Annotated in this window: 12 protein-coding genes; 6 read left to right on the top strand and 6 right to left on the bottom strand. The window is 37.7% G+C overall.

The annotated features are described in order from the left end of the window. The first annotated feature begins 398 nt into the window (after window positions 1-398). Window positions 399-557: a YqaE/Pmp3 family membrane protein gene (locus tag DS885_RS03725; RefSeq protein ID WP_113818064.1), complete on the top strand. Its 159-nt coding sequence runs from the start codon at window positions 399-401 to the stop codon at window positions 555-557. A gap of 89 nt (window positions 558-646) precedes the next feature. Here DS885_RS03725 and DS885_RS03720 read toward each other — a convergent pair whose 3' ends face one another. From DS885_RS03720 to DS885_RS03705, 4 genes are all read right to left on the bottom strand, one after another. Next, window positions 647-1,057, bottom strand: coding sequence for a hypothetical protein (locus tag DS885_RS03720; RefSeq protein ID WP_113818063.1), 411 nt, complete (start codon window positions 1,055-1,057; stop codon window positions 647-649). Window positions 1,058-1,137: 80 nt separating this feature from the next. Beyond that, window positions 1,138-1,548, bottom strand: a complete 411-nt coding sequence (locus DS885_RS03715) for a hypothetical protein (RefSeq protein ID WP_113818062.1) — start codon at window positions 1,546-1,548, stop codon at window positions 1,138-1,140. 302 nt (window positions 1,549-1,850) lie between these two features. After that, on the bottom strand, window positions 1,851-3,071 hold the full coding sequence (locus DS885_RS03710) for a DEAD/DEAH box helicase (protein WP_113818061.1): 1,221 nt from the start codon (window positions 3,069-3,071) through the stop codon (window positions 1,851-1,853). A gap of 112 nt (window positions 3,072-3,183) precedes the next feature. After that, window positions 3,184-4,788 carry an ABC-F family ATPase gene (locus DS885_RS03705; protein ID WP_113818060.1) on the bottom strand — a complete coding sequence of 535 codons (1,605 nt, stop codon included), beginning with the start codon at window positions 4,786-4,788 and terminating at the stop codon, window positions 3,184-3,186. 274 nt (window positions 4,789-5,062) lie between these two features. On the opposite strand from DS885_RS03705, the gene DS885_RS03700 reads away from it, so the two are divergent. Then, window positions 5,063-5,335: a hypothetical protein gene (locus DS885_RS03700; RefSeq protein WP_113818059.1), complete on the top strand. Its 273-nt coding sequence runs from the start codon at window positions 5,063-5,065 to the stop codon at window positions 5,333-5,335. A gap of 61 nt (window positions 5,336-5,396) precedes the next feature. Here the strand turns inward: DS885_RS03700 and DS885_RS03695 are convergent, their stop codons facing one another. Further along, complete coding sequence (locus DS885_RS03695) at window positions 5,397-7,640, bottom strand: peptidase U32 family protein (RefSeq protein WP_113818058.1); 2,244 nt, start codon at window positions 7,638-7,640, stop codon at window positions 5,397-5,399. Between the two features lie 290 nt (window positions 7,641-7,930). On the opposite strand from DS885_RS03695, the gene DS885_RS03690 reads away from it, so the two are divergent. Both DS885_RS03690 and DS885_RS03685 read left to right on the top strand, forming a co-directional pair. Further along, on the top strand, window positions 7,931-9,559 hold the full coding sequence (locus DS885_RS03690) for a methyl-accepting chemotaxis protein (protein WP_113818057.1): 1,629 nt from the start codon (window positions 7,931-7,933) through the stop codon (window positions 9,557-9,559). A 142-nt stretch (window positions 9,560-9,701) separates the two neighbouring features. Next, on the top strand, window positions 9,702-10,175 hold the full coding sequence (locus DS885_RS03685; RefSeq protein ID WP_113818056.1) for a peroxiredoxin: 474 nt from the start codon (window positions 9,702-9,704) through the stop codon (window positions 10,173-10,175). Window positions 10,176-10,249: 74 nt separating this feature from the next. Here the strand turns inward: DS885_RS03685 and sfsA are convergent, their stop codons facing one another. Then, on the bottom strand, window positions 10,250-10,942 hold the full coding sequence (gene sfsA, locus DS885_RS03680; protein WP_113818055.1) for a DNA/RNA nuclease SfsA: 693 nt from the start codon (window positions 10,940-10,942) through the stop codon (window positions 10,250-10,252). A 178-nt stretch (window positions 10,943-11,120) separates the two neighbouring features. Here sfsA and DS885_RS03675 point away from each other — a divergent pair, with 178 nt between their 5' ends. Next, window positions 11,121-11,318, top strand: coding sequence for a hypothetical protein (locus tag DS885_RS03675; protein WP_220149640.1), 198 nt, complete (start codon window positions 11,121-11,123; stop codon window positions 11,316-11,318). A gap of 122 nt (window positions 11,319-11,440) precedes the next feature. Continuing rightward, entirely contained in the window at window positions 11,441-13,069 is a 1,629-nt protein-coding gene (locus DS885_RS03670; RefSeq protein WP_113818053.1) for an NAD(P)/FAD-dependent oxidoreductase, read from the top strand. Window positions 13,070-13,158 lie beyond the last annotated feature (89 nt).

The raw sequence follows: 13,158 nt of genomic DNA, 5'->3' as shown, positions 1-13,158 counted from the left end.
CTGATCTAAATTTTGCGCCGGAAAAATGGCTTAGTTTGAGGCGTAAGTTGATGTAAATGGTTGTTCCCTATACGAAACTTACAACGAAAAAAAAGTTGTTTTAACAAGTAAAATAGATCAGTTACTTACTATGATTGGTATAAATGATGGTTTAAATTTTTAGAGTCTCTGTTTATACCAATCACACTGATTAATTGATCTATTTCTTTTGTTAAAATAACTTATTTCATCGTTGGCGGAGTACTTTGCAATACAATCAATGAGGTGTTATTCGTTGCTTGTAAACTTGTCCTAAAGAGATGCGGGGCCGGACCTTGATTAAAAGTAGAAAAATTGAGCAGATAACTGTGGTTATGATATTGTAGATGAAATAATCACTTAAAATTCAGGAGGATATTTTGAATCAGCTTATTAATATTATTATTTGTATTTTCTTACCACCACTGGCGGTATTGTTGAAGTTTGGATTAGGAAAGGATTTTCTAATTAACTTAATTTTAAGTATTTTCTTCTGGGTGCCAGGGATCATACATGCGTTATGGGTAACGACTCGTTAAGCGCTTAAGCTTAATCCCTTTAATGCGTAATAAAAAAATGCCCCAGTCACAAGATGGCTGGGGCATTTTTATTTCTATGATGACTACTATTATTTAATAGTGAATTTTATGTCTGCATCGCGTAATAAGTATAAAGCGAAACAGGCTGCCCACATCGGCCAAGCTGCAAAAAATAGTAAGCTATTAAACGGATCTGCATATTTTGCAAAAGCAGAAAGTGTAGAGCCGCCATGCATTAAAAATATTAGCCCGTAAGTAAAGCGCTTCTTAATGCCGGTTACAAAAGCTAATACTAACAGTAACTGCAAGGCTCCTATTAAGTAACTTATTAAGTCGCTACTCCCTAGCCCATAATATTTTTCAAATACTACAACTGAATGACCAGGGTTTACAAACTTATCCATAGTCCAAACAAACATAACAATGAAAACACCCAAACGCAGTGCGAATAAGCTAGTTTGTAGGCGCTCTGTTAATGCGGGTGAAAGAGATTGAGACATTAAAACTTCCTTGATTAAAAGTGCTAGATATACCAATAAAAAACCCAGCGGGAAGGCTGGGCTGTTATTAGTGCAATATATTACTTAATAGTAAATTTCACATCTTCATCACGTAGTAGATAAAGGGCAAAACAAGCTGCCCACATTGGCCAAGCAGCAAAGAACAATAGGTTGTTAAAGCCATCTATGTATTGGTTATAAGCAGATAACGTTGATGCACCGTGCAATATGAAGATTAAACCGTATGTTAAGCGTTTTTTCACACCTGCTAAGAACGCCAGAACCAATACTAATTGCACAGCGCCTAGTACATAAACCGCAATTGTACTTGAGCTTATACCATAAAATATTTCAAATACTTTAGCTGTATGACCAGGGTTAACGAATTTATCCATCGTCCACATAAACATTACAATAAATACACCTAGACGCAGAGAAAATAGAGCGCATTCCAAGCGGCTTTTAGTGTTGGTAGATAGAGTTTGAGACATTGATTTTTCCTTAGAATTTTAAAAATTTTAGTTTGGAATAATCAAAGACCTTGAAAGATTCGATTTAATTTCACAATTTTAAAATTTAATTTGAGAAAGGTTCAAAGAACCTATTTTTATTACTAATTAATCTATAGGTTGGTGGAAGTTAATGAGGAGTCGAAGTATCTAAAAGAAGGAATAGTTGCACAGCACATAAAGTGCTCGCAACTATTATTGATGTATTAAAGAGCTGATGTATGTAATTACCGACTTGCTACACAAGAACAAGTGATATTGATTGACTCTTTTTTACATCAAGGTTATTTAGCTGAACGTCTTGATGATTGGCGACGACGCCCTTTTTGTGCTTTCTTAGGTGCGTAAGCGGCATCAGAGTTAGGTACTACTAATTTAGGCTCAAACCCTCCAATAACTTCACGTTTAATAAAGTAACCTAGGTGTTGTTCAATGGCGCATAAGTTACGGAAGTCATCTCTTGAGACGAATGAGATCGCTTCTCCTGCAGCACCTGCTCGACCTGTACGGCCAATACGGTGTACGTAGTCTTCTGCCTCATCAGGTAGATCGTAGTTAACTACTCTTTCTAAATCATCGATATCAATACCACGCGCCGCAATGCCGGTTGCGACTAAGAATTGAATTTTACCTGCTTTAAACTCTTCCATTAATTGCTCACGCATCGCTTGGCTACGGCCACTATGAAAAGATTCAGCTGCAATTTCGCGTTTTTCTAACTGGCTAACTAATTTAGCTGCGCCGCGTTTTGTTTCAATGAAGATCAAAGCCTGTTGCCATTTATTATCATGAATTAAATGACCTAATAATGCTGACTTAAACTCTTTATCGACGGTAATTAAGTGTTGTGCAATTTTGGGTACAGTTACATTTTCTGGCATAATCGAAATCTCAACAGCATCGGTTACCGCTGTTCTTGCAAGAAAGCGCACTTGCTTTGATAGAGTGGCTGAAAACAATAGGTTTTGACGTTGCTCTGGTAACTTTTCAACGACTTTATTAATGTCGCTAATAAAGCCCATATCTAACATACGATCAGCTTCATCAATGACTAAAATCGTTGTTTCGTCAAAATGAATAGCGCGACGCGTATACATATCCAATAGGCGCCCAGGTGTTGCCACTAAGATATCAACACCTTCAATTAAACGCTGTTTTTGTGGCTCGATATCAACACCGCCATACATGGCCATCGAAGTGATATTGATGTGCTTAGCATAATGTTGAATGTTCTCTTCAACTTGGATAGCAAGCTCTCGTGTAGGCGTTAAAATAATCGCATGCACACGCTTAGGACGAACCATTGGCGCATCAATTAATTTTTGTAAAATAGGCAAGACAAAACTAGCTGTTTTACCAGTGCCAGTTTGTGCAGCGGCAATCACATTTTTGCCGGCTAATACTTTAGGTATCGCCTTTTCTTGAATAGGCGTTGGTGCTTCATAACCTTGTTCAGTTACGGCTTGTACAATTGGGGCACTTAACCCAAGCGATGAAAATGACATACTCTTCTCTCATTAAAACAATAATGGCCAGTTAAACTGACCATTATAAGGTGATTCTATTGAACAATGGTGCTGAATCAAATCGACTCACATGACCATTTTCATTAAGGTATTAAGCTAATTTCTTTGCTTCTTCTTGACTTGCTAGGTACTCGTTATAAGTTCCTTGGAAGTCGATGACTTGTTTTTCTTTAATATCAATAATACGTGTTGCTAGTGAAGAGACAAATTCGCGGTCGTGACTGACAAAAACTAACGTACCTTTAAACTCTTTTAATGCATTATTTAAGGCATCAATGGCTTCTAAGTCCATGTGGTTAGTAGGTTCATCCATCACTAATACATTGACATCTTGCATCATTAATTTACCGAATAGTAGACGGTTTTTCTCACCACCTGAACAATTACGTGCTTTTTTATTAGCATCATCATCAGTAAATAATAAGCGCCCTAAAATACCGCGCACCATTAAATCGTTATGTTTGCTGGTACGCCATTGACCCATCCAATCCATTAACGTTAAATCATTATCAAAGTCTTTTGAGCTATCCTGTGGACAGTAACCGATAGAGGCATTTTCAGACCACTTAACTACCCCTTCGTTATGTTGTAAGTCATTGACTAAACAACGCATAAAGGTCGTTTTACCGACACCATTCTCACCAATAATAGCCAGTTTAGCGCCGGCTTCTAATATGATATCACCACCGCTAAATAAAGGACCTTCATCAAAACCGTGACCTAAGCCTTCTAATACTAGTGCTTGGCGATGCATTTTTTTACCTTCATCAAACGATAAAGAAGGGTGAAGACGACTGGTTGCTTTCACTTCATCCAGTTTGATCTTATCCATTTTCTTTGCACGAGAGCTGGCTTGTTTCGCTTTAGAGGCATTAGCACCAAAACGGTTTACAAAGTCTTGTAGTTCGTCAATTTCTGCACTTTTCTTCGCATTCTCAGATAAGAGTTGCTCACGGATTAATGATGATGCTTCTAGGAAGTATTCATAATTACCCGGATAAATACGTAACTCACCGTAATCGATATCTGCCATGTGTGTACATACTGAGTTTAAGAAGTGACGGTCATGAGAAATAATAATCATAGTACAACGACGTTTATTTAACTCGTCAGACAACCAGTTAATGGTATTGATATCCAAGTTATTGGTTGGCTCATCCAGTAATAGTAAATCTGGGTTAGCGAATAATGCTTGTGCTAATAACACACGCAGTTTCCAACCTGGCGCAACTTGCTTCATTAAACCAAAATGAAACTCTTCTTCAATACCTGCGGCTAAAAGGATATCTCCAGCACGACTTTCAGCTGTATAACCATCCATTTCAGCAAACTCACTTTCTAGTTCACCTACTTTCATGCCATCTTCTTCTGACATCTCAGGTAAGCTATAGATACGGTCACGCTCTTGTTTTACTTTCCATAGCTCTTTATCACCCATGATCACCGCATCAATAACCGTATACTCTTCAAAGGCAAACTGATCTTGGCTTAACGTACCCATCTTGATACCTGGATCTAAAGATACATTACCTGCACTTGGCTCTTGTGCTCCGGTTAGAATTTTCATGAAGGTTGATTTTCCGCAACCATTTGCACCAATTAAACCGTAACGGTTGTAGTTACCAAATTTGGCAGAAATGTTTTCAAATAAAGGCTCAGCGCCAAATTGCATTGTAATGTTTGCGGTAGATATCAAAATCAAGATTCCATCAGTTAAGAGTAGTTTGATACGCAAAATAGCATTATCAAGCTACAGAAATATTTAGGTCGGGCAGTATACAGATTAAGCAGCGAAAATATCGAATTATGTGATTAAAAGCAGCGTTTTTTTGGTTTATTTTTAATCAGCTTTATTTATACCTTCATGATTAAACAATAATTGTAGGTTTTTATTTTAGGGGTGCTTTTATTTTTAAGATTGTTAAGTAAGTATATCTAACCGATTAAAGTAATTTTTTATTGTTTTTTTTGTGGTGACTAGTACAGAATCATTGGTTGCTTTGGTGCTATTTATCATTTTTGGAAGTGGTTGGGTACTTAGCCTGATTGGTGTTGTTTTTTATCAAAGAACACGAGCTGGTTGGGCCTATATAGTCGTTATGATTGGGTTTTCTACCTATATTCCCATTGGCTTGCTTGGAGTATTAGGGCTACATAGTGATCGTAAAGAAAGAGATGAAAAAGCGTTTCTTGAGTGGCTTGCGGCAAAAAGAGCAATGACAAGCAATAAAGTAGATAATTGAATGATGTGAATTAAGCAAGGAGCTAAACATACACTTTATTAGTATAGCTCCTTATTTTTATTTACAAACCTTGCTGGTACTGAGCATTGGTCGACACTGGAATTAAATTAGTCACTGTGACTTCTGCTTGTTGATCACCGGCTAGGAAATCTTCAAAGTATTTAATTAACTCTGCTTTATCTTGTTTCTCTTTTGAGCCTGAACCGATATCGGTTAGGTCAATAAAGAATTCATCAAATAAGTTTGAGAAGTCTTTAATTGCTTCAAAGTTTAAAAATTGTTCGTGGTTGTAAATACTTGGGTAACCACCGAGTTGTTTATCAACGGCAAATGAAATGCCTTTGACATTGGTAATGGTCGTGGCTTTTTGACACTTCAACATACAACCATCTTCGATACTCGGCTTGTTACAACCAACGGTTTGTTGGAAGAAACATTGGCGACTAGTCATCATCAAAATAGGGTGGTAGATGCTGTATAGCATTTTGAAGTTAGCTGGACGTTTGATGTTTTTAATTTGATTGCGGTTAATCTCATTTGAGATAAATGCACCTGCACAGTTTAACTCTTCTTGCATGGTTAATAATGCGTAAGAATTAGTGGTGTTTAAAAACGGACCTGCTATCCATTCAATACCCATTTCAAAAGCTTTATAAGCAATACCTGTATTGTTAGTAACAATGCGCTCTGGCTTTAATTCCTCTAAAATACGTACGGCTTCGATGTAATCTTTACCAATTAATACTGCTGGGAACCATGGAATGAAACGTGGATTACGAGCTAGAATATCACGTTGTTTATTACAGCGTTTTTTAAAGCTTTCAGGGAGTTTAAAGTAGATATCTGCCTCTGTTAAGTCTCCAAGATAAGCATCCTTTTCATCACTGATCAATATGGATAGTGTTGGTTGTTCATTGAGTTTTGGATGAGATGTTAATGCAGGAATAGTCACCGCAGGTATCACTTCCTTTTCACCATTGAGATAATAAGCGACTTTATTTTTAACGTCAGTTAACTCTTTAAAAGGAATGGTTAAACCTGAGTCTAATCTTGAGAAATCAAACTCAGCGACGTTATAACGGCTATTTTTAAAGCTTTTAAAACGCTTCGCAATGGCTTCCTCTGTAACGGCAGATTGCTCTGATTTAATTAAGTTAGAATTTGATTCTACGATAATGGTTTTTTGGTCGATAACAATTGTTACTGTAAATGGTCTATCTAACTGCCCAGAAAAACTCAGTGAAAGGTCACTTTTGTCGATCTTTAAAGTGGCAACTTTTGCAGCGACCTCATCTACTATTTTGTTTTTGTCATCACGTAGAATATCTTGCGCTTCTTGGATTTGTACCACAGAAATAGCATTACTTTTTTCATTGGCATGGGTAAAGCTGTTATCGCGTGGATTATCGATAAACATATCTTTGGTTAAGTTGCCTTTTAAGAATGAATTGGTGAAGTCTCGGTTAAACACTTTATATAAAGCTGAATCATCTGCTAATAATTTGCCTGTATCAACAAATTGATTGATCTGCTGACGCCAGCTATCAACCACGGTATGTACGTATTGTGCACCTTTAATACGGCCTTCAATTTTTAATGAGTCAACACCAGCATCGACTAGTTCAGGTAAGTCGAACCAAGCTGAGTTATCTTTTAAGTTAAGTGGGTATTTGTTACCTGCATTGGTTTCTTCATATTCATCACGACAGGCTTGACTGCAACGACCACGGTTACCAGAATTACCGACACTCACTGAGCTTGAGTAACATTGACCCGAAAAGGCAATACATAGTGCGCCATGAACAAAGACTTCGGTTAATACATCATTGTCGTGAGCTAATGCAGTCAGACTTTTGATTTCAGATAGATTTAATTCACGTGATAAGTTGGCGCGTGTCGCCCCGATTTTAGCAAGGAACAGTACTTGACCTTCGTTATGAGTGGTGAGCTGAGTAGAGGCGTGAATATGTAGGCTTGGGAAGAACTTTTTAACTAAGTTGAATAAGCCAAGATCTTGCACAATGATCCCATCAATACCAGTATTTACTAACTGGTTTAATAACTTAGTTAATGCAGGCAATTCATGCTCTAGGATAACGATATTTAGGGTTAGAAAAACCTCACACTGATATTCATGTGCTAATTTGATGATCCCAACTAGGTCATCAAAAGACAGGTTTGCAGCACGGTTACGAGCATTAAAAATATCTAAGCCACAGTAGATGGCATTAGCCCCTGCGATAATGGCGGCTTTAATGGCATCAACATCACCACCAGGGGCTAACAATTCAATTTTTCTACTCATTCTCTTCACCGTCTATTTAATATATTACTTTGGGCGGGAGTTTACCTTTATATCACTACATTTACTATGGCATTACATGGCGAGGTCGATTGAAAACTGGTTTAGGCACTCTTTATATATAGCCATATTTTTAATTAATAGGGGGTACTTTTTAAGTAAACAGGATCATTGTAAATAAATTCATCGCTTTAATTGCTGTTTTTCTACTTTTATCTCCTTTTTATTTTGATTTGTCTACTACAATAGAGGTATTCAAGGAATGAAGAACAATAGCAGCAAGGAGCAGTACATTGTTAAATACTATAGGTAAAAGCATTAGAATTAAATTATCACTATCCATTGGGTTAGTGTTTATCTCTTTAATTCTAGTTGTCGTTGCTTACAACTCTATTACCTCTAAATTAACCGATGGTATAGAAACGGAAGGGCATCGTTTTATTCCCGCGTTATCTCTTGTATTAAATGCAGATAGAGACCTGTATCAAGCTTATGTCGCACAGCTTGAGTATCTACATGAAAATGATCCCTCTTTTAAGAAAGACTTTGAAGAAAATGCTCAGCAAACAACGGATAAAATGCAAGAGTATCGGGAGTTATTATCGGGTTATCCTGAGATAATAGATAAATTAACTGGCTTTGATCTGAGTTATGACATTTGGAAAAAAGACTCTGATGAATATTTTCATTTATTTGCTCAAGGTAAAAAAGAAGAAGCAGAGGAATTACTGTTTACAATTAATCGACAACATTTCTCAGAGTTAAGGGATATTCTTGATACCGCAGGTGAGCTGCTCTATAAAGAATCTCAAGTAACAATTGACGATGTTAACGCGGAAGTGAATAGTCATAAATTTTGGTTACTATGTTTTATTATTTTTGTGGTGATTGTATCGGCAGTATTAACTTATTTAGTACCAAAAGTTTTAGTAGGTGGGATTGATGATTTAACTGCGCGTATTAAGCAAATCCGTGAAGGAGATGGTGATCTCACGCAGCGCATTTCGTCTCAAAGAGCAGATGAATTAGGTGATCTTGCCAATGAATTCGATTTATTTGTAGGTAAGTTGCAGCACTTAATTGCGTTAATTAAAGAAAACAGTATTTCGTTAAATAGCAATGCAAAAGGGTTGAGAGATATGTCTGTTTCTAGCAAAGACTTGAATGTATCACAACATCAAAAAATTGAAGCTATTGCGACCGCTGTTAACCAATTCAGTGCGTCTATTCGAGAAGTCGCTGAAAATACCTTACATGCCTCGACAGCAACTAATGAAACGACTGAGATGACTAATAATGGCATGGTATTAATTGATCAGTCCGTTCAAGATGTGAAAGAGCTGTCACAATCAATACAACGAGCGAATGACGATATTACAACACTAACAGAAGAGTCGAACAATATTGCGGTGGTGTTGGACGTTATTCGTAATATTGCTGATCAAACTAACTTATTAGCACTCAATGCAGCCATTGAAGCGGCGCGTGCAGGTGAGCATGGCCGAGGCTTTGCAGTAGTTGCCGATGAGGTTCGCTCTTTGGCTAGCAAAACCCAAGAATCGACTAATGAAATTCAACAGATGATTGGTAAACTTCAAGCCGGTGTGAAAAACGCAGTGGTGTCCATTGAAGACGGCTTTGATAAAGTACACCAAAATGTAAAATCCACTGAACAAACGCAAACTATGTTCGAAAATATCAAAAACTCTACCAATTTAATTAGTGATATGGTGGCTCAAATTGCTACGGCTACTGAACAACAAGGGAATGTATCGGAGGATATTAATAGTAATTTAATAAACGTAAGTGATCAAAATAGAGAAAGCTTAGATGTTTCTGAGAAAGTCTATCAGGCATCAATTGAACTGAACGATTTATCAGAACAACTCAGTGACAATGTCATTCAGTTTAAAGTGAATTAAGCTTGTTTAAGCCTTATTTTATCATATCCGTTACTTTAGTCATTGTCTGCTATTGGAGTTTAGGGCTAAACTAAGATTCGCCCAGCCCATCTATTTATAATATTGAATGGATGGGTTACTTTCTCCATACAAGGACAAAATTATGATTCAAGTCGGTCAAAAATTACCAGCAGCAAACGTAAGCCAATTAACCGCTGATGGCATGCAATCTCATGATGTTAATGAGTTATTTTCTGCTAAAAAAGTCGTGTTATTCGCTGTTCCCGGAGCATTTACACCAACTTGTTCAGAAGCACATTTACCAGGTTATGTAGTACTTGCTGATAAGCTGAAAGCAAAAGGTGTAGATTTAATTGCTTGTATAGCCGTTAATGATGCGTTTGTAATGAAGGCATGGGGTGAAGCACAAAATGCATCTGAATTGTTAATGTTAGGTGACGGCGATGCTAGCTTCACAAAAGCACTAGGTTTAGATAAAGATACAGCTGGATTTGGTGGCGTTCGCTCACAGCGTTATGCAATGATTATTGAAGATGGTGTTGTGACAGCTTTAAATGTTGAAGAAGCGGGTGAATTTGAAGCCAGTAAAGCCGAAACAATTTTAGCGGCTTTATAGAATTAAAAGTTCATGCTGCTTGTGTAAACTTGCAGCATGATTATTGAACCGTGTTGATCCCTTTCAGATTCGTTTTATTGAACATCTATATATTGATGTAAATTAGGGAAGTAACAGACAACCTCAACACCTTCTGCTTTGGCTTGTTCAAATAGGGCTGCGTATTTCTTATCTATAAAGCTTGCTGGCTGGACGTTTTTAATTCCCGAATGTAATACTGCAAATAATAAAACACTACGGTGCCCTTGATGTTTCATCTCTATTAATTCACGTAGATGTTTTTGACCTCGTGTAGTTACTGCGTCGGGGAAATAACCATCTCCAGGTTGAACACGTTCATCCAGTAAAGTGCAACTTTTTACTTCTACATAACAGTTTGGTTTATTTTTTTGTGTTAAAAGGAAGTCGATACGGCTGTTTTCCTCTCCATATTTAACTTCTGCTTGGCAATCTTGATAACCGCACAGTGCTGGAATCTGATTTTGCTTGATTGCTTCCGCTACTAATGCATTCGCTTTAGCGGTATTCACGCAGATAAGATGTTGATCAGTAGTTAAAGTAAATTCCCAGGTGTATTGATATTTACGTTTTTTATTGTCCGAGGTGCTGTAAAAAATGGTATCGCCGGTATCACCACAACCTGTCATTGCACCTGTGTTAGCGCAATAAATAGTGGTTTCAGACCCATCTGTTAAGGTGACATCCGCTAAAAATCGTTTGTAACGTTTGATCAAGGTCGCCTTTTGCAGGGGCGTATTAAATAACATGATTGTCTTTTTCCTAACAGTTTAGTAACAAGTTTGTGATTATCTATTTACTATTTAAATGATAATCATTACCATGTAATAGTTTTAATCTATCAGCACAAGATATTATACCGATTACAATGAGTAAGTAATGCGTATTATTGTGGTTCAAACAACGGATAACATGGAGTTATTTATAATGTCTATTCAAATCGAAATCGATAAAGAAAAGCTAATGGAACTATTTGAGCTAGGTGTACTTTGCGCTGCTGATTTTCGTTGCCTTACTGCGGAGTCAAAACAAACCGTTTCTAAGGTCTGTTTGACCAGTTGCTCGAAGCGTTTACAAACCGCCGCAGCAACTATTCCTATCTCTATTCATAAACAAACACATTGATGTATCAGTAACTGTCATAATAGGACTAAACTAATCCTATTTAATCGGTTTCTGCGATTACATTTTTTAAACAGATCACGTAAACTACGCGCTTATTTTTTATGCTCAATGTTAGGTGAATCATGATACGTCTCAACCAAGTTAAATTACCGCTGGATCACAATGAAAGTGCTTTACAGCAGTTCGTATTAACAAAGCTCAATATTACTGAGCAACAGTTGGTGAATATTCATGTTTTTAAACGTGGCTATGATGCCCGTAAAAAGAATCAAATTACCTTAATTTACACCTTGGATATTACTTTAATCGATGTTGATGAAACGGCATTATTAGCCGATTTTTCAACAGATCAAAATGTCCGTATTTCACCTAATACCGATTACCAATATGTAGCATCTGCACCAGCAAACTTACAAGAGCGTCCAATTGTAATTGGGATGGGGCCTTGTGGCTTGTTTGTGGCGTTGATCTTAGCGCAAATGGGCTTTAAGCCGATTGTACTTGAACGTGGAAAATCTGTTCATGAACGTGCTAAAGATACCTTCCGTTTTTGGCGTACTAGTGAATTAAATACTGAATCAAATGTACAATTTGGTGAAGGTGGTGCGGGAACATTCTCCGATGGTAAATTATATAGCCAAGTGAAAGATCCGGGTTTCAAAGGCTTAAAAGTTAAACAAGAATTTGTTGCTGCCGGTGCACCAGCTGAGATTATTTATGTCAGTAAACCACATATCGGTACTTACAAATTAGTGACAATGGTCGAGAAAATGCGTCGTAAGATAATCGAATTGGGCGGTGAAATTCGTTTTGAAACACGTGTTGAAGAGATCAATATGGAAGTACAGGGCGACAATAAGCAAGTGACTGGTGTGACTTTACATAACGGGGAAGTGATTAACTCTCGTTATGTAGTGGCTGCGGTGGGGCACAGTGCTCGTGATACTTTCCAAATGTTGCACGATAAAGGGGTTTACATGGAGGCTCAATCATTCTCTATCGGTTTCCGAATTGAGCATAAACAGGAGATGATTGACCAAGCGCGCTTTGGTATTAATGCGGGCCATCCTATTCTTGGTGCTGCGGATTACAAACTAGTACATCACTGTAAAAATGGCCGTAGCGTGTATAGCTTCTGTATGTGTCCGGGTGGTGTTGTGGTTGCAGCAACCTCGGAAGAACATGCCGTCGTGACCAATGGTATGAGTCAATATTCACGTAGTGAGCGTAATGCAAATAGTGCGATTGTGGTAGGGATTTCTCCGGAGGACTTTAATAACGATCCACTACAGGGTGTGGCTTTACAGCGTAAACTAGAACGTCATGCTTATGTGATGGGCGGCAGTAATTATGATGCGCCTGCACAGATGGTGGGTGACTTCTTAGCGGCTGGAAAAGGTAAGCCTTTTGAGAATGTTGAACCGTCATACAAACCTAATGTGAAAATGACCGATTTAAGTGAGGCATTACCTGAGTTTGCTATTGATGCGATTCGTGAAGCGTTACCAGCTTTTGCTAAGAAAATTCGTGGCTTTGATAGTAAAGATGCAATGTTAACAGGTGTCGAAACCCGTACCTCATCACCTGTACAAATCAAGCGCGGTGCTGATTTCCAAAGCTTAAACACACAAGGTTTATACCCAGGTGGTGAAGGTGCTGGATATGCAGGTGGTATTTTATCTGCTGGTATTGATGGTATTAAAATTGCGGAAGCTGTTGCATTAAAAATGTTAGCGGACCTGACTGACTGAGCAAATATATAGATTGAGTAGTAACTAGCGTTGCTACTCAATGTTACTTTTGTTCCTCTCCTGATTACCTTAGCGATCCTGTTCATTTT

The sequence above is a fragment of the Psychromonas sp. B3M02 genome, assembly GCF_003318165.1.
In the GTDB taxonomy this organism is placed as follows: Bacteria; Pseudomonadota; Gammaproteobacteria; order Enterobacterales; family Psychromonadaceae; genus Psychromonas.
The sequence above is the reverse complement of the archived record's forward strand: the minus strand, read 5'-3'. Positions and strand labels throughout refer to the sequence as shown.